General features: G+C 70.2%; 18 protein-coding genes. 13 read left to right on the top strand and 5 right to left on the bottom strand.

Annotated features, from left to right (window positions below; translation table 11 throughout):
• Positions 1–2: 2 nt before the first annotated feature.
• From R0232_RS26835 to R0232_RS26825, 3 genes are all read right to left on the bottom strand, one after another.
• Complete coding sequence (locus tag R0232_RS26835; protein ID WP_431510061.1) at positions 3–2171, bottom strand: thiamine pyrophosphate-dependent enzyme; 2169 nt, start codon at positions 2169–2171, stop codon at positions 3–5.
• 105 nt (positions 2172–2276) lie between these two features.
• Positions 2277–2942: a c-type cytochrome gene (locus R0232_RS26830; RefSeq protein ID WP_431510060.1), complete on the bottom strand. Its 666-nt coding sequence runs from the start codon at positions 2940–2942 to the stop codon at positions 2277–2279.
• A 10-nt stretch (positions 2943–2952) separates the two neighbouring features.
• Positions 2953–4170 (bottom strand): PQQ-dependent sugar dehydrogenase, encoded by a 1218-nt coding sequence (locus tag R0232_RS26825; protein WP_172705586.1) that lies wholly within the window; start codon positions 4168–4170, stop codon positions 2953–2955.
• Positions 4171–4284: 114 nt separating this feature from the next.
• Between R0232_RS26825 and R0232_RS26820 the strand changes: the two genes are divergently transcribed.
• Positions 4285–5214: a LysR family transcriptional regulator gene (locus R0232_RS26820; protein ID WP_093340459.1), complete on the top strand. Its 930-nt coding sequence runs from the start codon at positions 4285–4287 to the stop codon at positions 5212–5214.
• 13 nt (positions 5215–5227) lie between these two features.
• On the opposite strand, the gene R0232_RS26815 is transcribed toward R0232_RS26820, so the two are convergent.
• Together R0232_RS26815 and R0232_RS26810 are read right to left on the bottom strand one after the other, a co-directional pair.
• Positions 5228–5665, bottom strand: a complete 438-nt coding sequence (locus R0232_RS26815) for a hypothetical protein (protein WP_431510059.1) — start codon at positions 5663–5665, stop codon at positions 5228–5230.
• Between the two features lie 38 nt (positions 5666–5703).
• On the bottom strand, positions 5704–6777 hold the full coding sequence (locus tag R0232_RS26810) for a LacI family DNA-binding transcriptional regulator (RefSeq protein WP_296725196.1): 1074 nt from the start codon (positions 6775–6777) through the stop codon (positions 5704–5706).
• 112 nt (positions 6778–6889) lie between these two features.
• Between R0232_RS26810 and R0232_RS26805 the strand changes: the two genes are divergently transcribed.
• The 12 genes from R0232_RS26805 (at position 6890) to R0232_RS26750 (ending at position 24002) form a co-directional block, all read left to right on the top strand.
• On the top strand, positions 6890–7927 hold the full coding sequence (locus R0232_RS26805; RefSeq protein WP_431510058.1) for a TRAP transporter substrate-binding protein: 1038 nt from the start codon (positions 6890–6892) through the stop codon (positions 7925–7927).
• A 9-nt stretch (positions 7928–7936) separates the two neighbouring features.
• A complete protein-coding gene (locus tag R0232_RS26800) occupies positions 7937–9838 on the top strand; it encodes a TRAP transporter large permease subunit (RefSeq protein WP_431510057.1) in 1902 nt (633 codons plus the stop codon).
• A 31-nt stretch (positions 9839–9869) separates the two neighbouring features.
• Positions 9870–10409 (top strand): VOC family protein, encoded by a 540-nt coding sequence (locus R0232_RS26795; protein ID WP_057592011.1) that lies wholly within the window; start codon positions 9870–9872, stop codon positions 10407–10409.
• Between the two features lie 5 nt (positions 10410–10414).
• The gene (locus R0232_RS26790; RefSeq protein ID WP_431510056.1) at positions 10415–11704 is read left to right on the top strand and encodes a ribulose-bisphosphate carboxylase large subunit family protein; all 1290 of its coding nucleotides are present in this window, start codon (positions 10415–10417) and stop codon (positions 11702–11704) included.
• The gene (locus tag R0232_RS26785) at positions 11701–12999 is read left to right on the top strand and encodes a four-carbon acid sugar kinase family protein (RefSeq protein ID WP_431510055.1); all 1299 of its coding nucleotides are present in this window, start codon (positions 11701–11703) and stop codon (positions 12997–12999) included. The genes R0232_RS26790 and R0232_RS26785 overlap by 4 nt, the downstream gene beginning before the upstream one ends.
• A gap of 201 nt (positions 13000–13200) precedes the next feature.
• On the top strand, positions 13201–14853 hold the full coding sequence (gene xdhA, locus R0232_RS26780) for a xanthine dehydrogenase small subunit (protein WP_431510054.1): 1653 nt from the start codon (positions 13201–13203) through the stop codon (positions 14851–14853).
• A 4-nt stretch (positions 14854–14857) separates the two neighbouring features.
• Entirely contained in the window at positions 14858–17308 is a 2451-nt protein-coding gene (xdhB, locus tag R0232_RS26775) for a xanthine dehydrogenase molybdopterin binding subunit (protein WP_431510053.1), read from the top strand.
• 193 nt (positions 17309–17501) lie between these two features.
• Positions 17502–18479 (top strand): LysR family transcriptional regulator, encoded by a 978-nt coding sequence (locus tag R0232_RS26770; protein WP_057592004.1) that lies wholly within the window; start codon positions 17502–17504, stop codon positions 18477–18479.
• Positions 18480–18620: 141 nt separating this feature from the next.
• A complete protein-coding gene (locus tag R0232_RS26765; RefSeq protein ID WP_093340442.1) occupies positions 18621–19922 on the top strand; it encodes an NCS2 family permease in 1302 nt (433 codons plus the stop codon).
• 148 nt (positions 19923–20070) lie between these two features.
• Positions 20071–21612: an ABC transporter ATP-binding protein gene (locus R0232_RS26760; protein WP_431510052.1), complete on the top strand. Its 1542-nt coding sequence runs from the start codon at positions 20071–20073 to the stop codon at positions 21610–21612.
• Entirely contained in the window at positions 21605–22750 is a 1146-nt protein-coding gene (locus R0232_RS26755; RefSeq protein ID WP_057591999.1) for an ABC transporter permease, read from the top strand. The genes R0232_RS26760 and R0232_RS26755 overlap by 8 nt, the downstream gene beginning before the upstream one ends.
• 331 nt (positions 22751–23081) lie before the next feature.
• Complete coding sequence (locus R0232_RS26750) at positions 23082–24002, top strand: ABC transporter permease (RefSeq protein ID WP_093340438.1); 921 nt, start codon at positions 23082–23084, stop codon at positions 24000–24002.
• Positions 24003–24005 lie beyond the last annotated feature (3 nt).

The following is a 24005-nucleotide window of genomic DNA, read 5'->3' as shown; positions in this document are numbered from 1 at the left end:
CCTCAAGCCGGGCGCAGCGCGCGCACCACCGCGCCGCGCAGGCCATGCAGCAGCCGCTCGTGCCACTTCGGGTTCTGCACCACCTCGGCGCGGTAGAAGCTTGGGCACAGCGTGGCCGCGTGCGCGTTGGCGCCGCACAGGCCGCAGCCCACGCAGCCGTCGATCACGGTCGCCACCGGGTCGAGCTTGAGCGGGTCGGGGTTGTCCTTCAGCGTGAGCGTGGGGCAGCCCGAGAGCCTGATGCAGGCATGGTCGCCGTTGCACACGTCCTCGTCCACGCCGTACTTCACGCGCACCACGCGCTCGCCGCGTTGCAGCAGGCCCGCGATCCAGGGCTTGATGCGGCGCTGCCGCTCGAGCTGGCATTCGCCCTCGGCGATCACCACCTTGAGGCCATCGAAGTCGCTGGTCAGCGCCTCGGTCAGGGTGCGGCGCATGCGCTCCACGTCGTAGGTGGTCACGGTGCGCATCCATTGCACGCCCAGGCCCTTCAAGGTCGATTCGATGGTCTGGTTCTTGTCGACCAGGCTCTGCTGCTTGTCGACGGCGCGCTCCTTCACCTCGTCGTCGGGCGTGGAGATGATGTCCTGCGTGCCGGTGGCCGAGGTGTAGCCGTTCTTGAAGATCAGCAGCACCGCGTCGTCGCCGTTGAACAGCGCGCTCTGCACGCCGGTCAAGAGGCCGTTGTGCCAGAAGCCGCCGTCGCCCATGATCGACAGCGTGCGCCGGTTCATCATCGGCGACACGCCCGCGCGGCTCGCGAGGCTCATGCCGTAGCCGAGGATCGAGTGGCCCATCGAGAACGGTTCGAAAGTGCCGAAGGCATGGCAGCCGATGTCGGCCGCGATGTGCACCGGCCCCGTGGTCTGCTGCGCGAGCTTGAGGGCCGAGAACACCGGCCGCTCGGGACAGCCTACGCAGAAGCTCGGCGGCCGGTTCGGCAGCGGCACGTCGAGGCGGCGCGCCACCGCCTCGCGGCGCTCGCGGTTGCCGGCCAGCCAGGCCTGGGCCGACAGCGCCGATGCGGCAGTCTCGCCCTCGCCGACGTACTTCGCGACGAAGGCGGCGAGCCCGCCCGAGAGCACTTCCACGCCGTACTCGCCGGCCGAGGGCAGCAGGTCCTTGCCGTGCAGTGGCGTCTGGATGTCGCGGCGGCGCAGCAGCGTGGCGATGTCCTGCTCGATGTACTCGGGCTGGCCTTCCTCCACCACCAGCACCGCGCGTTTGCCGAGGCAGAAGTCGGCCAGCTGCTCGGGCACCAGCGGATAGGTGACGTTGAGCACCAGGATCGGGATCTCGCTCTCGCCGAAGGCATCGGCCAGCCCCTGCTGCTGCAGGCCGCGGATCAGCGCGTTGTACAGGCCGCCCTGCACCACGATGCCGAGCTCGGCATGGCGCCCGCCCGGCATCAGCTCGTTGAGCTCCTGGGCCACGATGTGGCGGCGCGCGGCCGGAATGCGCTCGTCGCCCTTGAGCTTCTCGTGGCGGAAGGTCACGGGCGGATGGGCGAGCCGCATGTAGTCGAAGCCCGCGGGGTCGGTCATGAGCGCGCGTGTCGACACGGCGGGCGCGCGGTTGTCCTTGCACGCGAAGCTGCCGCGCACGTGGCAGGTGCGGATGCGCAGCTCCATCAGGCAGGGCATGTTCGAGGTCTCCGAGAGCTGGAAGCCCTGCTCGACCATGCGCACCATCACGGCCAGGTCGGGCCGCGGATCGAGCAGGCACATGCTCGACTTGAGCGCATAGGCATGGGTGCGCTCCTGGATCACGCTGGCGCCTTCGCCGTAGTCCTCGCCGACCACGATCAGCACGCCGCCGGTCACGCCGGGCGAGGACAGGTTCGACAGCGCATCGGCCGCCACGTTGGTGCCGACGATGGACTTCCAGGTCACCGCGCCGCGCAGCGGATAGTGGATCGAGGCGCCGAGCATGGCCGCGGCCGAGGCCTCGTTCGAGCAGGCCTCCACGTGCACGCCGAGCTCGTCCATGTAGCCCTTGGCCTGCACCATCACGTCGAGCAGGTGCGACACCGGCGCGCCCTGGTAGCCGCCGACATAGGCCACGCCCGACTGCAGCAGGCCCTTGGTGATCGCGAGGATGCCCTCGCCGTGAAAGGTGTCGCCCTCGCCGAGGCGCAGCGCCTCGACTTCCTTGCTGAATGAGACTTCCAAAAGAATCGGCTCCGATAAGTTGATGCGTGGGTGATGAAGGAATGCGCGGACGCAGGCGTCCCCGCGCCGGGTGCGGGCCGGCGTTGGTCGTTGCTGGAGGGGGCGCTACTTGCCGCCGGGCTTGGGTGGTGCGGTGGGCAATCGCGCCACGTAGTAGGCGAGGGTGTCGAGGTCTTCTGGCGCCATGCGGCCCACGGCCTCGCCCATCGCCTGCGTGTAGCCCGGGCGCTTGCCGCTGCGGAACTCCTGCAGCGTGAGCGCGAGGTATTCCTCGCGCTGGTGCGCGATGCGCGGCACCTGCTGGCCGCCGCTCAGGTCGGCGCCGTGGCAGATCACGCAGCGGTTCTCCTGCGCGAGCGCCTGGCCGCGCGCCATGCGCGCCGCGTCGGGCGGCGCGGCGGCGGCGGCCGGTGCCAGCGCGGGCAGCGTCGCGATGAAGTCGGAGAAGCCGCGCAGGTCCTCGTCCTTCATCGTCTTGGCGACCGCGGTCATGGCCTCGTTGGCGCGCCGGCCTTCGCGGAACAGGAACAGCTGCGTGATCGCGTAGAACGAATGCTGGCCCGCGAGCGAGGGCACGCCCTGCATCTCGCTGCGGCCGTCGGCACCGTGGCAGGCGGCGCACAGCGCGGCGTAGCGCTCGGCATAGACCTTGGCGCCCGATGCCGCCGCCGGCGCGGCCTTGGGCTGCGCGCCCTTGGTCGCCTGCGCGAACGCGGGCAGGGCCAGTGCCCACAGCATCGCCATCGTCACCATCGCCGTGTGCCTCGTCATCCGGCGCGCCTCACTTGCCGCCGTAGCTGATGCGATAGATCGCACCCGCGTGGTCGTCGCTCACCAGCATCGAGCCGTCCTTGAGCACCAGGAAGTCCACCGGCCGGCCCAGGTAGGTGTTGTTCTCGACGAAGCCGGTCATGAAGGGCTCGACCTTCGCGCCGCCCTTGCCGTCGGGCCAGGCCACGGCGATGTCGGCGTACTTGGTTGTGCGGTTCCAGGGGCCGTGGCGCGCGATGAACATCGCGCCGCGGTATTTGGCCGGGAACATCTTTCCTTGATAGAAGGTCATGCCCAGCGCCGCGGCGTGCGGGCCCAGCAGCGCGGCGGGCTTGGCGTAGTCGGCGCAGCTCTTGCCCCAGCCGAATTCCGAATCGAGGATGTTGCCCTGGTGGCAGTACGGGTAGCCGAAGTGCTGGTCGGCCTTGGTCACCACGTTGAGCTCGTCGTTGGGCAGGTCCTCGGAGAGCCAGTCGCGCCCGTTGTCGGTGAACCAGAGGTTGCCGGTCTTCGGATCGAAGTCGAAGCCCACCGTGTTGCGCACGCCGCGCGCGATGGTCTCGATGCCGCTGCCGTCGAGGTTCATGCGGAAGATGCGCGCATGCGCGTCGTCGGGCTCGCAGAGGTTGCAGGGCGCGCCGACCGCGTAGTAGAGCTTCTCGTCGCGGATGCGCAGGTAGCGCCAGCTGTGGTCCTGGCCGCCGGGCAGCTTGTCGTAGAGCACCACCGGCTGGCCGGGGTTGTCGAGCTTGTCCTCGATGCCGTCGTAGCGCTGGATCTGCTTGTGCGTGGCGAGGTAGAGCGCGCCCTTGTGGAATTCGATGCCGGTGGCGAACTCGGTCTTGTCGACGATGGTCTTCGGCTTGCGGTCGCCCTTCTCGGCGATCGCATAGACCTTGTTGCCGACGAACAGCGTGCTCACGAACACCGTGCCCTTGGCGCCCTGGCGCAGCGAGCGCGCATCGAGCACGCCCGAGGCCCAGGTCTCGACCTTGAAGCCCGGCGGCAGCTTGAACTTGGCGGTGGGCAACTGGTCGGCCGCGGTCGGGATCGGAAACGAAGGCACGGGCGCCAGCCGCGTGGCCGCGTCGTTCTTGGGCCGGCCCTTGGCCCAGCCGGGTTCCTCGGTGGGCGGCTGCTGGGCCCAGGCGGCGCCGGCCGCGAGGAGCAGGGAGGTTGCAAGGGTCGCGAGCACCGCTGACATCGAATGCGGGCGCAGTCTGGCCATGTCGTGTCTCCTTCTCGTTGTGGTGGCGCTTTCGTCGGGGGCGGCGAATTCACGCCGGGCGCCAGTGTGCGGAGCTTGCGGCCCGGCTTCAATAAAATAAGCGAGCTAAGCGATATGAACGGCATGCATATTGAAACCATAGACCTCAACCTGCTGCGTCTCTTCGATGCCGTCTACCGCGCGCGCAGCGTGAGCCGTGCCGCCGAGTCGCTGGGCCTGACCCAGCCCGCGGCCAGCCACGGCCTGGGCCGGCTGCGGCTGCTGCTGAAGGACGCGCTGTTCACGCGCGCCCCCGGCGGCGTGGCGCCCACGCCGCGCGCCGAGCGCCTCGCGGCCGCCGTGCAGGCCGCGCTCGCGCTGCTCGAGGAGGCGCTGCACGAGCCCGCGCGTTTCGAGCCGCAGGCCTCGCGCAAGGTCTTTCGTATTCACATGAGCGACATCGGCGAGGGCCGCTTCCTGCCCGCGCTGATGGCGCGGCTCGGCGAGCTCGCGCCCGGCGTGCGCATGGAGACGCTGCCGCTCGCGCCCGGCGAGATCGCGCCCGCGCTCGACAGCGGCCGCGTCGACTTCGCCTTCGGCTTCCTGCCCAAGGTGCGCGACACGCAGCGCCTGCACCTGCTGAAGGACCGCTACATCGTGCTGCTGCGCAAGGGCCATCCGTTCGCGCGCGGCCGGCGCACCAGCCAGGCGCTGATCGAGGCGCTGCAGACGCTCGAGTACGTGGCGGTGCGCACCCATGCCGAGACCCTGCGCATCCTGCAGCTGCTGAACCTCGAGGACCGCGTGCGCCTGACCACCGAGCACTTCATGGTGCTGCCGGCGATCGTGCGCGCCACCGACCTCGCGGTGGTGATGCCGCGCAACATCGCGCGCGGCTTCGCGCAGGAGGGCGGCTACGCGATCGTCGAGCCGGCCTTTCCGCTGCGCGACTTCACGGTGTCGCTGCACTGGAGCAAGCGCTTCGAGGCCGACCCCGCGAACCGCTGGCTGCGGCAGGTGATCGCGGAGCTGTTCGCCGAACGCGCGGGCCGCGCCGAGCGCTGAGCGCTGAGCCGGCTCAGCGAAAGAACGCGCGCAGGTAGTCCGCCGCGGCGTCGGAGATGCCGACGATCTTGTCGGTGGCCTGGCGGTAGAACTTGAAGTTGAGCTCGGTCTCGGGCCGGCCGTCGTTCCAGTCGGCATGGGGCTTGAGCTCGCGCCGCCCGAGCGGGGCCTTGGCGAGCGCGGTGCGCCGCACCGCGATGCTCACGCGCGGCGTCTGCCGCTCGAGGTCGGGCACCAGCGGCAGCGCCTCGGCCGCGGTCACGATGCCCATCGCGACCAGGCCGGCGCCGCCCGCGTTCTCGCTCGCGAACACGAACACCGTGTCGCCGGGCGCGATCTGCTTGCCGCCGTACATGGTCTTCTGGGCCGCGAATTCGAAGCGCGTGGCGCGCGGGTCGGCGACCTCGGTCTTGATCGCGTAGCAGGGGCGTGGGGTCGGGGTTTGCGGCATCGATGCTAGTTTCCATCAGCCGCGAATACCCCCGCGCCTCAAGGCAGGTTCTCCCTGAAGATCACCACGCTGCGCGTCGTCTCCACCCCGCTGAGCACGTCGCGCCCTTCGCGCAGGTTGGTGAAGATGCGCACGCAGCTCATCAGGGTCGCATGCGGGCTCTGCGTGATCACCGCGTCCATGCTGCCGTCGATCAGCAGCGCGCGCGTGTCGGGCGTGAGGCCGTGGCCGATGAAGGCCACCTTCTGGTCGCGCTGCGCTTCCTTGAGCGCGCGCGCCACGCCGTCGGAGGCGCCGCCGATGTTGTAGATGCCCGCGAGCTCGGGATGCTGCTCGAGCAGCGCGCGGGTCTGGCGGTAGTTCTTGTCGGCATCGTCCTGGCCCTCGCGCAGGCCCACCACCTGCAGCGGCTCGAACATCTCGTCGATCACCTGCAGGAAGCCGGCCTCGCGCTCCTGATGCGCGCTGTAGCGCAGGCTGCCCGCGATCAGCGCGACCTTGGCGGTGCGCGCTCCGATGAAGCGGCCGATGAGGTAGCCCGCGGTGCGGCCGGCGGCGCGGTTGTCCAGCCCGATGTAGGCCGCGCGCTGCGAGTTCGCGAGGTCCGAGATCAGCGTCACCACCGGCACGCCGCGCGCGGCCAGCGCGGCCACGGCCTCGCGCACGGCCGGATGCTCGAGCGCCATCATCGCGATGCCGTCGCAGCGCCCGCCCAGGCGCAGCAGCGCGGCGGCCAGCGCCTCGGGGTTGAAGCTCTCGGTGAGTTCGGTGCGGCACACCACGTTGAACGGCGCCCAGTGCTCCTGCGCGTAGCCGACCATGTCGCCGAGCATGCGGATGAAGCGGTTGGTGCCGCTGGGCAGCAGGAACACCAGCCGCAGCGGCCGCGGCGCCAGCGCCGCGTAGAGGTCGCGCTCGGGCAGGTAGCCGAGCTCGGCGGCGGCCTTGAGCACGCGCTGCACGGTGGCGTCGCGCACGCCGGGGCGCTTGTTGAGCACGCGGTCGACGGTGGCGGTCGAGACCTGCGCGGTGCGCGCGATGTCGGCCACGGTGGCGCGTGCCGCGGTGCCGTCGGCCGGCTCGGAGGATTGGTTTGAAGGGTTAACCCGCATACATCAAAAACCATCAAACCGTAGTTTGACGGTACAGGGTGAGGCCTATATCTTCGAGGAAATTCAATCAATGATGCATCAATTCGCATCATCCACACAACGGAGACACAGCATGGCACCGGTCACCCGCCGCAGCGCGATTCGCACCCTGTCCGCCCTTCCCGCCATCGCGGCCGTTCCGGCCGCGGGCGTGTTCTCGGCCCTGCCGCGCACGGCCCGCGCGGCGGAGTTCTCGTACAAGTACGGCAACAACCTGCCGCTCGGCCATCCGCTGAACATCCGCGCGCAGGAAGCGGCCGACCGCATCGCCAAGGAGACCAACGGCCGGGTCGAGATCAAGATCTTCCCGAACAACCAGCTCGGCGGCGACACCGACATGCTGGCCCAGGTGCGCTCGGGCGGCATCGAGTTCTTCACGCCCTCGGCGCTGGTGATCGCCACGCTGGTGCCGGTGGCCGCGATCAACGCGGTGGGCTTCGCCTTCGCCGACTACAAGCAGGTCTGGGCCGCAATGGACGGCAAGCTCGGCGCCCATGTGCGCGGCGCGATCGCCAAGTCGCGCCTCTACGCCTTCGAGAAGATGTGGGACAACGGCTTCCGCCAGACCACCAGCAGCAAGGCCGCGGTCGCCACCGCCAAGGACATGGACGGCCTGAAGATCCGCGTGCCCGTGAGCCCGCTGTCGATCTCGATGTTCAAGGGCCTGGGCGCCGCGCCCGCGAGCCTGCAGTTCAGCGAGGTCTACTCGGCGCTGCAGACGAAGATCGTCGACGCGCAGGAGAACCCGCTGCCGATCATCCAGGTCGCCAAGCTGTTCGAGGTGCAGAAGTTCTGCTCGCTCACCAACCATATCTGGGACGGCTACTGGTTCATCGCCAACGGCCGCGCCTGGGACGCGCTGCCGGCCGACCTCAGGACCGTCGTCGCGCGCGCCATCAACGAGGCCGGCCTGCAGCAGCGCGAGGACATCCGCAAGCTCAACGAGTCGGTGGTCGGCGACCTGCAGGCCAAGGGCCTGACCATCAACCGCCCGGCGGCCGACAGCTTCCGCGCCAAGCTGCGCGACTCGGGCTTCTACGGCGAGTGGAAGGGCCGCTTCGGCCCCGAGGCCTGGGCGCTGCTCGAAGAGGCCGTGGGCAAGCTGGCCTGAGCGTCACCCATGTCCTCGCACGTGCTTCCCGCCGACGCGCTCGCCCCCGGTGGCGCCGCCGCGTCCCATCCGAACGCGCTGGCGCCGCTGGCCGGCCGCCTCGACCGCTGGCTCGGCGGCACGGTGGAATCGCTGGCCGCGCTGCTGGTGCTGGCCGAGATCGTGGTGCTGTTCGCGGGCGTCACGGCGCGCTATGCCTTCCATGCGCCGCTGGTGTGGTCCGACGAGCTGGCCTCGATCCTGTTCCTGTGGCTGTCGATGCTCGGCGCCGTGGTGGCGCTGCGCCGCGGCGAGCACATGCGCATGACCGCCTTCGTGGCGCGGCTGCGCCCTGATACGCGCGCGCTGTTCGACACCTTCGCCATCACGGCCTCGGTGGCCTTCCTCGCGCTGGTGGCCTGGCCTGCCATCGACTACGCGCACGAGGAGTCCTTCGTCGTCACGCCCGCGCTCGAGATCAGCAATGCCTGGCGCGCCTCGGCCATCCCCGCGGGCATCGCGCTGATGGGGGTGGTGGCGCTGCTGCGGCTGCTGCGCGTGTGCACCCTGCGGCAGATCGCCGTGGCCGCGCTCGGCACCGTGGCGCTGGTGGCCGCCTTCTGGCTCGCAGGGCCGGTGCTGGCGCCGCTGGGCAAGCTCAACCTGCTGATCTTCTTCGTCGGCGTGGTGGCCTTCACCGTGTTCGCCGGCGTGCCGATCGCCTTCTCGTTCGCGCTCGCCACCTTCGGCTACCTGGCGCTGACCACGCGCACGCCGATGCTGGTGATGGTGGGGCGGCTCGACGAGGGCATGTCGCACCTGATCCTGCTGGCGGTGCCGCTGTTCATCTTCCTCGGCGCGCTGATCGAGATGACCGGCATGGCGCGCGCCATGATCCAGTTCCTCGCCAGCCTGCTGGGCCATGTGCGCGGCGGCCTGTCGTACGTGCTGATCGGCGCCATGTACCTGATCTCGGGCATCTCGGGCTCGAAGATCGCCGACATGGCGGCCATCGCGCCGGTGCTGTTCCCCGAGATGACGAAGCGCGGCGCCAAGCCCGGCGACCTGGTGGCGCTGCTGTCGGCCACCGGCGCGCAGACCGAGACCATCCCGCCCTCGATCGTGCTGATCACCATCGGCTCGGTCACCGGCATCTCGATCGCGGCGCTGTTCACCGGCGGCCTGATGCCCGCGGTGGTGCTCGGCGCCATGCTCTGCGTGGTGGTCTGGTGGCGCTACCGCCGCGAGGACCTGAGCCGGGTGAAGCGCCACGGCGCGCGCGAGATCGGCAAGCTGCTGGGGGTGGCGCTGCCCGCGGTGCTGCTGCCCTTCGTGATCCGCGCCGCGGTGGTCGAGGGCGTGGCCACGGCCACCGAGGTCTCGACCATCGGCATCGTCTATTCGGCGCTGGTCGGCCTCTTGATCTACCGCCAGTTCGACTGGCGCCGGCTGCGCCCGATGCTGGTCGAGACCGCCTCGCTCTCGGGCGCCATCATCTTCATCGTCGGCTGCGCCACCGCCATGGCCTGGGGGCTCACGCAGTCGGGCTTCTCGCAGGACCTCGCGAAGCTCATGGCCGGCATCCCGGGCGGCGCCTACGGCTTCCTCGCGGTTTCGATCGTGGCCTTCATCGTGCTGGGCAGCGTGCTCGAGGGCATCCCGGCCATCGTGCTGTTCGGGCCGCTGCTGTTCCCGATCGCCAAGGCGGCCGGCGTGCACGAGGTGCACTACGCCATGGTCGTGATTTTCGCGATGGGCATCGGCCTGTTCGCGCCGCCCTTCGGCGTCGGCTACTACGGCGCCTGCGCCGTCAGCAAGGTCGATCCGGACGAGGGCATCCGCCACATCTGGGGCTACATGGCCGCGCTGCTCGCGGGGCTGGTGCTGGTCGCCGCGATCCCGTGGTTCTCCACCGGTTTTCTCAAAGTCTGACAACAACACGCACAACGGAGCGCGCAAGAAAATGAGTCGATTCCTCGGCGAGATCCGCCAACTGGGCTATGTGGTGCCCGACATCGAGGCCGCCATGGACTACTGGAGCCGCGAGCTCGGCGTCGGTCCCTGGTTCTACAACCCCAAGGTGCCGATCCGCAACTACCGCTACAACGGCGAGGCGCACGAGCCGCACAACTCGGTGGCGCTGGCCAACTCGGGCTATGTGCAGGTCGAGCTGATCCAGACCCGCAACGACGTGCCCTCGATGTACCGCGACTTCCTGCGTGCGGGCCGCACCGGCCTGCAGCACGTGGCCTACTGGACCGCCGACTACGACGCCGACCTCGCGCGCCTCACGGCGCAGGGCTTCAAGCCGGTGATGAGCGGCGAGGTGGGCGAACGCGGCCGCTTCATCTACTTCGACACCGAATACCACCCGGGCACCGTGATCGAGCTGTCGGAAGTGGCCGGACCGAAGGGCAAGATGTTCGACCTGATCCGCGCGGCCTCCGAAGGCTGGGACGGCAGCGAGCCGGTGCGGCCCTTCCCCGACCTGTCGAAGCTCTGATGACGATGGCGCAGGCAGAACAGCGCATCCGCGCGCGCTACCGCATCGAGACGCCGCTCGAGCCGGCCGCGGTGGCCGAGGTGATGGCGGGCGAGCAGTCGTGCGGCACCTTCACGCGCGTCGAGGGCGAGACCGACGACCTGCGCGCGCGGGCGCGCGCCACCGTCGAGGCCATCGCCGAGCTCGAGCCGGCCGCGGCGCCCAGCCTGCCCAATGCGCTGCTCGAGCGCCAGGGCCGGCGCGGGCCGTGGCGGCGCGCGCTGGTCGACATCTCCTTTCCCGTCGCCAACATCGGCGCCAACCTGCCGACGCTGGCGGCCACGGTCGCGGGCAACCTCTACGACCTCGGCGAGGTCACGGGGCTGCGGCTCGAATCGCTGCAGCTGCCCGCGGCCTACCGCGCGCAGTTCGAGCGGCCGAGCCACGGCGTGGCCGGCACCCGCCGCGCCACCGGCGTGGAAACGGGCGCGCTGGTGGGCACCATCATCAAGCCCAACGTCGGCTTCTCGGCCGCGCAGACCGCCGAGCTGGTGGCGCGGCTGTGCGCCGCCGGCGTGGACTTCATCAAGGACGACGAGGTCTCGGCCGATCCGCTGCACGCGCCGCTGGCCGAGCGCGTGCCGGCCGTGATGGCGGTGGTGCGCGACCATGCGCAGCGCACCGGCAAGCAGGTGATGGTGGCCTTCAACATCACTGACGAGACCGACGCCATGAAGCGCCATGCCGACCTGGTCGAGCGCGAGGGCGGCAGCTGCGTGATGGCCAGCCTCAACTGGTGCGGCCATTCGGGCATCCAGACCCTGCGCCGCCACACGCCGCTGGCGCTGCACGGCCACCGCAACGGCTACGGCGCGCTGTCGCGCCACCCGCTGCTGGGCATCTCGTTCCAGGCCTACCAGGCGCTGTGGCGGCTGGCCGGCGTCGACCACATGCACGTGCACGGGCTGCAGGGCAAGTTCTCGCAGCCCGACGAGGAGGTGATCGAGTCGGCGCGCGACTGCCTGGCGCCGCTGGCGGCGGGCGAGGGCGAGGGCGCCTTCGACGACCGCGTGATGCCCGCCTTCTCCTCGGGCCAGTGGGCCGGCACCGTGGCGCCGACCTGGGCCGCGGTCGGCAGCGACGACCTGCTGTTCATGTCGGGCGGCGGCATCCTGGCCCATCCGGGCGGCGCGGCCGCGGGCGTGGCGAGCATCCGCCAGGCCTGGGCCGCGGCGCGCGCGGGCGTGCCGGTGGCCGAGGCCGCGCGCGAGGCGCCCGAGCTGGCGCAGGCGCTGGCCTTCTTCGGCGCCAAATGAGCACGCCGGTGCCGCTCGCCTACTACGGCGACGACTTCACCGGCGCCACCGACACGCTCGCCACCGCGGCGCGTGCCGGGCTGCGCACCTTGCTGTTCTTGCGCGTGCCCGACGAGGCGCTGCTCGCGCGCGCCGGCACGCTCGACTGCCTGGGCATCGCGGGCGCGGCGCGCTCGATGGCGCCGGACGAGATGCGCGCGGAACTCGCGCCGATCGCGCGGCTGATGGCCGGGCTCGGTGCGCGCGTGCTGCACTACAAGACCTGCTCCACCTTCGACAGCGCGCCTGGCGTCGGCAACATCGCCGTCGCCATCGAGGCGCTGCGCCCCGCCGCCGGCCGGCCCTGGACCGCGATCGTCGGGGGCCAGCCGAACCTCGAGCGCTACTGCCTGTTCGGCCACCTGTTCGCCGCGGCCGGCAGCGGCGGCACGGTGCACCGCATCGACCGCCATCCGACCATGAGCCGCCATCCGGTCACGCCGATGCGCGAATCGGACCTGCGGCTGCATCTGCAGGCGCAGGGCCTCGGCGAGACCGCGCTCCTGCCGTACCCACGGCATGCGGCCACGGGCGAGGCGCTGGCCGCCTTGCTGGACCAGCGGCCCGAGGCCGTGCTGTTCGATGTCGCGCGGCCCGAGGACCTCGAGGCCATCGGCGCGGCGCTGTGGCCGCTCGCCACCGCCGAGGCGCCGCTGCTGGCCGTCGGCCCGAGCAGCGTGGTGCAGGCCTTCGCGCCGCGGCTGGCACAGGCGCCCGCGGCGCCGGTCGCCGTGGCGCCCGCGCGCGGCCCGGTGTTCGTGCTGGCCGGCAGCCTTTCGCCGGTCACGGCGCGGCAGGTGGCGGCCGCGCGGTCCTTCGAGGTCGTCTGGCTCGACGCGGCGCGGCTGGTCGACCCCCATTCCGATCACCTGGCGCAGGCCGCGCGCGAACTGGCCGACCGGCTCTCGACCGGCGTCCACGTGCTGGCCTGCACCGCCACCGAGGCCGCGCGCGCCGGCCACACCCGCGTGCCCGCGCGCGCGCTGGCCGAGGCCGGTGGCGAACTGCTGGCGCGCGTGCTCGCGGCCGTGCCGCTGTCGCGCGTGGGCGTGGCCGGCGGCGACACCTCCAGCCTCGCCGTGGGCGCGCTCGACGCCTGGGGGCTGTCCTATCTCGCGCAGCTCGCGCCCGGCACCGCGCTGTGCCGGCTGCACAGCGAGGCGCTGGGGCTCGACGGGGTCGAGATCATGCTCAAGGGCGGGCAGATGGGGTCGCAGGACGTGTTCGAACGGCTGGTGCACGGCACCGGCGGCTGAGCGGGCGCCAGGCCCGTTTTTTCGGCGCGGCCATGGCGCCCGCGCCGCCATGGCACGAGAATTGCCCCGAATCCAGGGTTTCCCCGTACGTCGCATACCGGGCCCTGCATACGCAATATGGGCACCACGGTATGCGTGCGGCGGCGCAAGCCGCTAACGTCCAGGCCTGGCCATCACGCGCCACCCCACGAGCACGACAGCATGAGTACCGAGAGCAGCAGCCACAGCCCCAGCCAGCCCATCCGATTCTTCCATCGCGGACAGGTCGTCGACGTCAGCGGCGTCCACCCGACCCGCTCGGTGCTCGACTGGCTGCGCGAGGACGCGCGCTGCACCGGCACCAAGGAGGGTTGCAACGAGGGCGACTGCGGTGCGTGCACCGTGGTGATCGGCGAGCTGGCCGAGGCCGGCGCGCCCGACGCGGTCGGCGGCCTGCGGCTGCAGACGGTCAATGCCTGCATCCAGTTCCTGCCCACGCTCAACGGCAAGGCGCTGTTCACGGTCGAGGATCTCAAGGACCAGTGCCAGTCGTCCCAGGCTGCGCAGGCGGCCCCGGCCCCCGCGCTGCAGGAGGGCGACAAGCGCCCGCACCCCGTGCACTGCCTGCATCCGGTGCAGCAGGCGCTGGTCGACTGCCACGGCTCGCAATGCGGCTTCTGCACGCCGGGCTTCGTGATGTCGCTGTGGTCGGCCTACGAACACCACCAGGCGCGCGGCACCCAGCCCTCGCGCCAGCAGCTGGCCGACGACCTCTCGGGCAACCTGTGCCGCTGCACCGGCTACCGCCCGATCCTCGACGCGGGCCAGCGCATGTTCGACCTGCCGCCGGTGCGGCTGGACAGCCGCGCGGTGGTGGCCGCGCTCACCGCGCTGAACCCGCCCTCCGACGCCCCGGGCTTCGAGTACGCGGCCCCGCTGGGCGCGCGCATCGATCGTTTCCACGCGCCGCGCTCGCTCGAGCAGCTGGCCGCGCTGCGCGAGCAGAAGCCGCGCGCGCAATTGCTGTCGGGCTCGACCGACGTGGGCCTGTGGGTCAACAAGCAGTTCCGCGACCTCGGCGACATCATCTACCTGGGCGACGTGCCCGAGCTCAAGACCATCGAGGTCCGCGGCGAGCACCTCTACATCGGCGCCGGCGCATCGCTCGAATCGGCCTTCGCGGCGCTGGTCGAGCGCGTGCCCAGCCTGGCCGACGTCTGGCTGCGCTTCGCCTCGCCGCCGATCCGCCATGCGGGCACCATGGGCGGCAACGTCGCCAACGGCTCGCCGATCGGCGACTCGCCGCCGGTGCTGATGTCGCTCGACGCCGAGATCGAGCTGCGCCGCGGCGCCGACGTGCGCCGCATGCCGCTGCCCGACTTCTACGTCGACTACATGAAGAACCAGCTGCAGAGCGGCGAATTCGTGCAGGGCCTGTGGCTGCCGCTGGCCGCGATGCGCCGCCAGGTGCGCGCCTACAAGATCAGCAAGCGCTTCGACTGCGACATCTCGGCGCTGTGCGCGGGCTTCGCGCTCGAGCTCGAGCCCGGCGGCAACAAGGTCAAGGCCGTGCGCCTGGCCTTCGGCGGCATGGCCGCCACCGTGAAGCGCGCGGCGCAGGCCGAGGCCGCGCTGGTCGGCAAGCCCTGGACCCAGTCCAGCGTGAACGCGGCCAAGCTGGCGCTGGCGCAGGACTTCAAGCCGCTGTCCGACATGCGTGCCTCGGCCGACTACCGGATGCAGGTGGCGCAGAACCTGATCCAGCGCCTGTGGCTCGAGACCCGGGCCGAGGATGCGCTGCCCGGCAGCGCCACCAGCGTCTGGAGCGTGATGCCGCACGCCGCCACCGCCAAGCCGGCCGCGCAAGGAGTCTGAGACCATGAACAAGCCCCTCGATGCCCGCCTGCTGCAACCCGCAGAGGCCTTTGCCGACTACCTCAAGAACACCGCCGCCCGCATCGACCAGGGTGCCGAGGCGCTCGCCCACGACCAGGGCGTGCGCGTGGGCATCAGCCGCCCGCACGAATCGGCGCACCTGCACGTGGCCGGCGAGGCCACCTACATCGACGACATCCCCGAGATCGCCGGTACCCTGCACTGCGCGCTGGGCCTGTCGCCCGCGGCCAACGGGCGCGTCACGGCGCTGTCGCTCGACGCCATCCGCGCCATGCCGGGCGTGGTGTCGGTGCTCACGGCCGACGACATCCCGGGCACCAACGACTGCGGCTCGATCATCCACGACGACCCGATCCTGCTGTCCGTGAAGGACGGCGGCGAGATCCGCTACCTGGGCCAGCCGGTGTTCGCCGTGATCGCGCGCACCCGCGACGCCGCGCGCCGCGCCGCCGCGCGCGCCAAGGACGCGCTGACCATCGAGGCGCAGCCGCCGGTGCTGACGCCGCAGGACGCGCATGCGCGCGGCCAGTACGTGGTGCCGCCGATGCACATCGTGCGCAGCGGCGGTGCCGCCAACGGCGGCGACGAGGCCACTGTGCGCGCCGCCATCGCGGCCGCGCCGCACCGCCACAAGGCCACGCTCGACGTCGGCGGGCAGGAGCAGTTCTACCTCGAGGGCCAGATCAGCTACGCGATCCCGAAGGAGGGCGGCGCGTTGCACATCCACTGCTCGACCCAGCATCCGAGCGAGATGCAGCACCTGGTCGCGCATGCGATGCACCTGCAGTCGAACGAGGTGCACGTGGAGTGCCGGCGCATGGGCGGCGGCTTCGGCGGCAAGGAATCGCAGTCGGCGCTGTTCGCCTGCGTGGCCGCGGTGGCCGCGAGCAAGCTGCGCCGCCCGGTCAAGCTGCGGCTGGACCGCGACGACGACTTCATGGTCACGGGCCGGCGCCACTGCTTCTGGTACGAGTACGAGGTGGGCTACGACGCCGAGGGCCGCATCCTCGGCGCCGAGATCACCATGGTCTCGCGCGCCGGCCACTCGGCCGACCTCTCGGGCCCGGTGATGACGCGCGCGCTGTGCCACTTCGACAACGCCTACTGGCTGCCCAATGTCAGCATGCACGGCTACTCGGGCAAGACCAACACGCAGAGCAACACCGCGTTCCGCGGCTTCGGCGGCCCGCAGGGCGCGATCGCGATCGAGAACATCATGGACTCGGTGGCGCGCGAGCTGGGCCGCGATCCGCTCGACGTGCGGCGCGTCAACTTCTACGGCAAGGGCGAGAACAACGTGACGCCCTACCGCCAGACCGTGACCGACAACATCGTGCACGAGCTGGTGGCCGAGCTCGAGGCCACGAGCGACTACCGCGCGCGGCGCGAGGAGATCGCCGGCTTCAATGCCGCGAGCCCGGTTCTCAAGCGCGGGCTGGCGCTGGCGCCGCTGAAGTTCGGCATCTCGTTCAACGTCAAGCACTTCAACCAGGCCGGCGCGCTGGTGCATGTCTACACCGACGGCTCGATCCTGGTGAACCACGGCGGCACCGAGATGGGCCAGGGCCTGAACACCAAGGTGGCGCAGGTGGTGGCGCACGAGCTCGGCGTGAGCTTCGAGCGCGTGCGCGTCACGGCCACCGACACGACCAAGGTCGCGAACACCTCGGCCACGGCGGCCTCGACCGGCGCCGACCTCAACGGCAAGGCCGCGCAGGACGCCGCGCGCCAGATCCGCGAGCGGCTGGCGCAGAGCGCGGCCGAGCGCCATGGCGGCGAGCCCGGCGCGGTGCGCTTCGCCAACGACAAGGTCGAGGTCAACGGCCGCACGCTGGCCTTCAGCACCGTGGTGGGCGAGGCCTACCTCGACCGCAAGCAGCTGTGGTCCGACGGCTTCTACGCCACGCCCGGCCTGAGCTGGGACAAGGACAAGATGCAGGGCCGCCCGTTCTACTACTACGCCTACGGCGCGGCGGTCAGCGAGGTGATCGTCGACACGCTGACCGGCGAATGGAAGCTGCTGCGCGCCGACATCCTGCACGACGCGGGCAAGTCGCTGAACCCGGCGGTCGACATCGGCCAGGTCGAGGGCGCCTTCATCCAGGGCATGGGCTGGCTCACGACCGAGGAGCTGGTGTGGCATCCGCAGAGCGGCAAGCTCACGACCCACGCGCCCAGCACCTACAAGATCCCGACCGCCAACGACTGCCCGCCGGTGTTCAACGTGCGGCTGTTCGAGGGCCAGAACTTCGAGGACTCGATCCACCGCAGCAAGGCCGTGGGCGAGCCGCCGCTGCTGCTGCCGTTCTCGGTCTTCTTCGCGATCCGCGATGCCGTGTCGGCCGCGGGCGGCCACCGCGTCGACCCGCCGCTGCGCGCGCCCGCCACGAGCGAATCGATCCTGCGCGCCGTGACGGCCGTGCAGGTGGAATGAGCGCCGCACCAGCGGACAGCCGAACGCAGAAGACGCGAAGAACACGCGCAAGCCGCAGAAATGAGAGCGAGGAACACCGCCATGTCTTCCTTTTGCGACTTTCGCGAAAGCTTCGCGCCCTCCGCGTTCGGCTGTCCGACGCCGTGCCTCGGCTGTATAACGCCTCGCATCGACCACTTCCTTGCGAGCGGCCATGAGAGACCAGGCGCTTTTCGACAAGATCGACCTTCACCTGATCCGGGTGCTGCACACCGTGCTGACCGATCGCAGCGTCTCGCGCGCCGCGATCCGGCTCGGGATGTACCAGCCGGCGGTGTCGGCCGCGCTCAAGCGGCTGCGCGAGCTCTCGGGCGATCCGCTGCTGGTGCGCTCGGGCTCGGGCATGGTGCCCACCGATGCCGGGCTGCGCATGATCGAGCCGGCCGCGAGCATCCTGCGCGCGGCCGAGATGCTGTTCTCCGATGCACGCGGCTTCGACCCGCAATCGGCCAGCACCACCTTCCGCATCGCGGCCAGCGACTACATGGACCCGATCTTCCTGCCCATGCTGGTGGCGCAGGTCAAGCGCGAGGCGCCGCTGTGCCACATCGAGATCCATCCGCTGTCGCCCGACTCCGACTACCACGGCCACCTGTCGCTGGGGCAGGTCGACGTGGTGATCGGCAACTGGCTCAAGCCACCCGAGGACCTGCACATGGCACGCCTGTTCGGTGACGAGGTGGTGTCGCTGGTGAACCAGGACCATCCGGCGGTGCGCCGCGGCTGGGACCTGGAGACCTGGCTGCAGGCCGAGCACATCGCGCCCACGCCCATGCACCCGGGCGGGCGCGGCATCATCGACCAGATGCTCGACGAGCTCGGGCGCCAGCGCAACATCACGGCGCGCTGCGCGCACTTCGGGCTGATCCCCGACATGGTGGCCTCGAGCCTGCTGGTGCTGACCACCGGCCGCCAGTACTGCGAGCGCTTCGCCGCGCGGCTGCCGCTGAAGATCCTCGACTGCCCGGTGGCGCTGCCGCGGCTCATGTACTACCAGCTCTGGCACGAGCGCACCCACTCGTCGAGCTCGGCGCGCTGGCTGCGCGAATGCATCAAGGACGTGGCGGCCTCGCTGCGCCCGCCCACCCCGCCCGCGCGCGATGCGCGCGATCCGCCGCCCCTGGGCGCCTGACGGCGCCGGCCCCCTCACCAGAACCCCAAGGACCTCGAGGCGCGACCGAGCTCGCGCCAGGGACGGGCTCGGCCCGCTTTTTCTTCAGAACAACGCCGCACGACGCGACACGAGACAACACATCCCGGAGACAAGAAACCCATGAACTGGATCGACAAGGTGTTCAAGCTCAACGAACACAACACCACCGTGCGCACCGAGGTCATCGCGGGGCTCACCACCTTCCTGACGATGGCCTACATCATCTTCGTCAACCCCTCGATCCTCGGCGACGCGGGCATGCCCAAGGGCGCGGTCTTCGTCGCCACCTGCCTGATCGCGGCGCTGGGCACGCTGATCATGGGCCTGTACGCCAACTACCCGATCGCGATGGCGCCGGGCATGGGCCTGAACGCCTACTTCGCCTACGTGGTGGTGCTCGGCATGGGCTACACGTGGCAGACCGCGCTGGGCGCGGTCTTCATCTCGGGCTGCCTGTTCCTGATCGTCACGGTCACCGGGCTGCGCGAGCTGTTCATCCAGGGCATACCGCAGTCGCTGCGAACGGCGATCACGGTGGGCATCGGCATGTTCCTCGCGCTGATCGCGCTCAAGAGCGCGGGCGTGGTCGCGGCCTCGCCGGCCACCTTCGTGACGCTGGGCGACCTGCACTCGGCGCCGGTGGTGCTGGCCACGCTGGGCTTTTTGATCATCGTGGTGCTCGACAAGCTCAAGGTGCGCGGCGCGATCCTGATCGGCATCGTCACGGTCACGGTGCTGTCCTTCTTCTTCGGCGGCAACAAGTTCCACGGCGTGTTCGCGCCGCCGCCGTCGATCGCGCCCACCTTCATGCAGCTCGACATCCTGAGCGCGCTCAAGGGCGGCATCCTCAACGTGGTGCTGGTGTTCTTCCTGGTCGAGATGTTCGACGCCACCGGCACCCTGATGGGCGTGGCCAAGCGCGCCGGCCTGCTGGTGCCCGGCAAGATGGAGCGCATGAACAAGGCGCTCCTGGCCGACAGCGGCGCGATCTTCGCGGGCTCGCTGCTCGGCACCTCGAGCACCACGGCCTACGTGGAGAGCGCGGCCGGCGTGCAGGCCGGCGGGCGCACCGGCCTCACGGCCGTGGTGGTGGCGGTGCTGTTCCTGGCCTGCCTGATGATCTCGCCGCTCGCGGGCTCGGTGCCGGCCTATGCCACCGCGCCGGCGCTGCTGTTCGTGGGCTGCCTGATGCTGCGCGACCTGGTCGAGCTCGACTGGGAGGACACCACCGAGGTCATCCCCGCGGCCGTGACCGCGCTGGCCATGCCCTTCACCTACTCGATCGCCAACGGCCTGGCCTTCGGCTTCATCACCTACGCCGTGCTCAAGCTGTTCACCGGCCGGGCACGGGAAGTGCATGCCATGGTGTGGGTCATCGCCGCCATCTTCCTGTTCAAGTTCGTCTATGTGACGGGCCACTGAACCCGAAATCAGCCGAAGCCCCGGAGTCGGGGTCTTCCATCGCCCGGATTCCGTGGGCACGCTATTAAACTTATAGCTATCGACGTACATCGGAACCCGCGAGACGAGGCCCATTCCTGTACCGAACGAGACAACCCACGGAACCGGCATGACAACACCCAGACTCCAGCTCGCGCACATCACCAAGCGCTACCCGGCGGTGGTCGCCAACAGCGACATCTCGCTGGCGGTGCAACCGGGCGAGATCCACGCCGTGCTCGGCGAGAACGGCGCCGGCAAGTCGACGCTGATGAAGATCATCTACGGCTCGGTCAAGCCCGACGAGGGCAGCGTCGCCTTCGACGGCCAGCCGGTGAACCTGCGCAACCCGCAGCAGGCGCGCGCGCTGGGCATCAGCATGGTGTTCCAGCACTTCAGCCTGTTCGACACCCTCACGGTGGCCGAGAACGTCTGGCTCGGCCTCGACAAGTCGCTGGCGCTGGCCGACGTGGCGCGCAGCATCACGGCCAAGGCGAGCGAGTACGGCCTCGACATCGATCCCGCGCGGCCGGTCCACACGCTGTCGGTGGGCGAGATGCAGCGGGTGGAGATCATCCGCGCGCTGCTGACCGACCCCAAGCTGCTGATCCTCGACGAGCCGACCTCGGTGCTCACGCCGCAGGCGGTGGTCAAGCTGTTCGGGGTGCTCAACAAGCTGGCCTCCGAGGGCTGCAGCATCCTCTACATCAGCCACAAGCTGCACGAGATCCGCGAGCTGTGCACCGCCTGCACGGTGCTGCGCGGCGGCAAGGTCACGGGGGTGTGCAACCCGAAGAACGAGAGCAACGAGTCGCTGTCGCGCCTGATGATCGGCAGCGAGCCGCCGCCGCTCGAGCACCGGCCGGTGCATGCGGGCGCGGTGGCGCTGCGCGTGCAGGGCCTCACGCTGGCGCGCGAGGACCAGTTCGGCGTGGACCTCGAGGGCGTGTCCTTCGAGGTGCGCGCGGGCGAGGTGGTGGGCATTGCGGGCGTGTCGGGCAATGGCCAGAAGGAACTGCTCTACACGCTGTCGGGTGAGGACGTTCGTGCCGAGGCGGCGATGGTGCGGGTGTTCGACCAGCCGGCCGGCCGGCTGCGCCCGCGCGCGCGCCGTGCGCTGGGCCTGCACTTCGTGCCCGAGGAACGGCTGGGCCGCGGCGCGGTACCCACGCTGGGGCTCGCGCACAACCTGCTGCTGACGCGCGGCGACGCGGTGGGCCGCGGCGGCTGGATCCGCACCGGCGCGCTCGAGCGCCAGGCCAGATCCATCATCGAGCGCTTCAAGGTCAAGGCCGGCGGCCCGAAGGCGGCGGCGCGCTCGCTGTCGGGCGGCAACCTGCAGAAGTTCATCGTCGGCCGCGAGATCGACGCCAACCCGAAGCTGTTCATCGTCTCGCAGCCGACCTGGGGCGTGGACGTGGGCGCGGCCGCGCTGATCCATGCCGAGATCCTCGCGCTGCGCGACGCGGGCTGCGCGGTGCTGGTGATCAGCGAGGAGCTCGACGAGCTCTTCAGCATCAGCGACCGGCTGCACGTGATCGCCAAGGGGCGGCTGTCGCCCTCGATCGACCGCGCGGCCGCCACGCTGGCGCAGATCGGCGAATGGATGAGCGGGCTGTGGCCGGGCCAATCCGGCAAGAGCAACAAGAACCAGGAGGCCGCCCATGCTTAAGCTCGAACCCCGTCCGGAGCTCTCGCGCTTCTGGACCTTCGCCTCGCCGATCCTGGCGCTGCTGATCACGGTGCTGATCGGCGTGGCGCTGTTCGCCGCGCTCGGCAAGGACCCGGTCAAGGGCCTGCTGGTGTTCTTCTACGAGCCGATCAAGAACGGCTATGCGCTGGGCGAGCTGACGGTGAAGGCCACGCCGCTGTTGATCATCGCGCTGGGCCTGGCGGTGTGCTTCCGCTCCAACGTGTGGAACATCGGCGCCGAGGGCCAGTTCGTGTTCGGCGCGATCGCCGCGGGCGGCGTGGCGCTGATGGCCGACAAGACCACGGGCGGCTGGATCGTGCTGGCGATCCTGGTGGCGGGCACGCTGGGCGGCATGGTCTGGGCCGGCATCGTGGCCTGGCTGCGCGACCGCTTCAACGCGAACGAGATCCTGGTGAGCCTGATGCTGGTGTACGTGGCGACGCTGCTGCTGAGCTACATGGTGTTCGGCCCCTGGAAGGATCCCAACGGCTACAACTTCCCGCAGTCGAAGACCTTCGAGGCGGTGACGCAGATCCCGCGCCTGTTCAAGGGCTCGCGCGTGACGATCGGGGTGATCATCGCGCTGGTGGGGGTGGGTGCGCTGTGGGTGTTCCTGTTCCGCACGCGCGCGGGCTTCGCGCAGCAGGTCGGCGGCCTCGCGCCCGCGGCGGCGCGCTACGCGGGCTTCTCGGCGCGCCGCGCGGTGTGGATCGCGCTGCTGACCTCGGGTGGCGCGGCCGGCCTGGCCGGTGCGCTCGAAGTGGCCGGTCCGCTCGGCCAGCTCACGCCCTACGTGCCGGCCGGCTACGGCTTCGCGGCCATCATCGTGGCCTTCGTCGGCCGCCTGCATCCGGTGGGGATGGTGTTCTCGGCCATCCTGATGAGCATGTTCTACATCGGCGGCGAGCTCGCGCAGTCGCGGCTCGGGCTGCCGAAGTCGCTGACAGGGGTGTTCCAGGGGCTGCTGCTGTTCACGCTGCTGGCTTGCGATACCTTGATTGCCTATCGGGTTCGTCGCAAGGCGGCTGCGAAGGCTGCCGTGCTCACGACGAGTTCTCTGCAGGCGAGTACGCCGTTGACGGCGCCTGTTGCGCGTACGACCGAGGGGGCGCTGTGATGACCTCCTGTTCATTGTTCGTGCAGATCGACCGATCGGGGTGGGCTCACGCCGACGGGGTACTCCCCTCCGCGAATGTCCCCCGGCCTGCGGCCTCCTCCTTTATTTCGCTGCGGGGAGTACCCCATCGGCGTGAGCCTGGACGCGGCCGTAGAACCGGCTGCACAACGACTGCGCCCACGTGCACAGGGCAGTGGGTGCTTCCCGCAGCGAAATCAAGGAGGAGCCCGAAGGGCGGGGGACATTCGCGGAGGGAAGTACCCGCTGTCCTGTGCACGCGCCCCGAACGCATCCTTGCAGATAACCACACAAGCACCGAGAGCTACTAAAAATGGACAGCTACGCACTCCTCCTGGGCTCCACCCTGAGCGCCGGCACCGTCCTCGCCATCGCCGCGCTAGGCCTTCTCATCAACGAGAAAGCCGGCATCGTCAACCTCGGCGCCGAGGGCATGATGCTGTGCGCCGCCATCGCCGGTTTCGCGACCGTGGTGACCACCCACAACCCCTGGCTCGGCCTGCTCGCCGGCATGGCTGCCGGTGCCTTGCTGGCCGCCTTCTTCGGCGTGCTCGTCATCTGGCTCAACACCAACCAGTACGCCACCGGCCTCGCGCTGAGCCTGTTCGGCGTCGGCTTCTCGGCCTTCGCGGGCATCAACTTCGTGCAGGCCAAGCTGCCCGAGAGCGCCAGCTATGCGATCCCCGTGCTGGCCGACATTCCGCTGCTCGGCCCCGCGCTGTTCCGCCACCATCCGATGGTCTACGTCGCCGTGCTGCTGACCGTCGGCCTGATCTGGTTTCTCTACCGCACGCGCGCCGGCCTCGTGCTGCGCTCGGTCGGCGAGTCGCCCGAATCGGCGCATGCGCTGGGCTATCCGGTGCGGCGCATCCGCCTGCTGGCCGTGATCGCGGGCGGGGCGCTGTGCGGCCTCTCGGGCGCCTATCTCTCGACCGTCTACACCCCGCTGTGGGTCGAGGGCATGGTCGCGGGCCGCGGCTGGATCGCGCTGGCGCTCACCACCTTCGCCACCTGGCGGCCGATGCGCGTGCTGCTCGGCGCCTACCTGTTCGGCGGCGTCTCGATGCTGGGCTTCCACCTGCAGAGCAGCGGCGTCGACGTGCCCTCGCAGTTCCTCAGCATGCTGCAGTACATCGCGCCCATCGTGGTGCTGGCCCTGATCTCGCGCAACCCCGCATTCATTCGCGTCAACATGCCGGCTTCGATCGGGAAACCGTTCTACCCCGGCTCATAATCG

It is taken from the genome of Variovorax sp. DAIF25 (genome assembly GCF_050711835.1).
In the GTDB taxonomy this organism is placed as follows: Bacteria; Pseudomonadota; Gammaproteobacteria; order Burkholderiales; family Burkholderiaceae_C; genus Variovorax.
Note: the sequence above shows the minus strand (reverse complement) of the source record. Positions and strands in the feature narration are given on the sequence as shown.

Excerpts from the sequence above, each read along its gene's own strand:
- R0232_RS26830 (WP_431510060.1), bottom strand. The coding sequence starts at position 2,942 with ATGACGAGGCACACGGCGATGGTGACGATGGCGATGCTGTGGGCACTG.
- R0232_RS26825 (WP_172705586.1), bottom strand. The coding sequence starts at position 4,170 with ATGGCCAGACTGCGCCCGCATTCGATGTCAGCGGTGCTCGCGACCCTT.
- R0232_RS26820 (WP_093340459.1), top strand. The coding sequence starts at position 4,285 with ATGAACGGCATGCATATTGAAACCATAGACCTCAACCTGCTGCGTCTC.
- R0232_RS26815 (WP_431510059.1), bottom strand. The coding sequence starts at position 5,665 with ATGCCGCAAACCCCGACCCCACGCCCCTGCTACGCGATCAAGACCGAG.
- R0232_RS26810 (WP_296725196.1), bottom strand. The coding sequence starts at position 6,777 with ATGCGGGTTAACCCTTCAAACCAATCCTCCGAGCCGGCCGACGGCACC.
- R0232_RS26805 (WP_431510058.1), top strand. The coding sequence starts at position 6,890 with ATGGCACCGGTCACCCGCCGCAGCGCGATTCGCACCCTGTCCGCCCTT.
- R0232_RS26800 (WP_431510057.1), top strand. The coding sequence starts at position 7,937 with ATGTCCTCGCACGTGCTTCCCGCCGACGCGCTCGCCCCCGGTGGCGCC.
- R0232_RS26795 (WP_057592011.1), top strand. The coding sequence starts at position 9,870 with ATGAGTCGATTCCTCGGCGAGATCCGCCAACTGGGCTATGTGGTGCCC.
- R0232_RS26790 (WP_431510056.1), top strand. The coding sequence starts at position 10,415 with ATGGCGCAGGCAGAACAGCGCATCCGCGCGCGCTACCGCATCGAGACG.
- R0232_RS26785 (WP_431510055.1), top strand. The coding sequence starts at position 11,701 with ATGAGCACGCCGGTGCCGCTCGCCTACTACGGCGACGACTTCACCGGC.
- xdhA (WP_431510054.1), top strand. The coding sequence starts at position 13,201 with ATGAGTACCGAGAGCAGCAGCCACAGCCCCAGCCAGCCCATCCGATTC.
- xdhB (WP_431510053.1), top strand. The coding sequence starts at position 14,858 with ATGAACAAGCCCCTCGATGCCCGCCTGCTGCAACCCGCAGAGGCCTTT.
- R0232_RS26770 (WP_057592004.1), top strand. The coding sequence starts at position 17,502 with ATGAGAGACCAGGCGCTTTTCGACAAGATCGACCTTCACCTGATCCGG.
- R0232_RS26765 (WP_093340442.1), top strand. The coding sequence starts at position 18,621 with ATGAACTGGATCGACAAGGTGTTCAAGCTCAACGAACACAACACCACC.
- R0232_RS26760 (WP_431510052.1), top strand. The coding sequence starts at position 20,071 with ATGACAACACCCAGACTCCAGCTCGCGCACATCACCAAGCGCTACCCG.
- R0232_RS26755 (WP_057591999.1), top strand. The coding sequence starts at position 21,605 with ATGCTTAAGCTCGAACCCCGTCCGGAGCTCTCGCGCTTCTGGACCTTC.
- R0232_RS26750 (WP_093340438.1), top strand. The coding sequence starts at position 23,082 with ATGGACAGCTACGCACTCCTCCTGGGCTCCACCCTGAGCGCCGGCACC.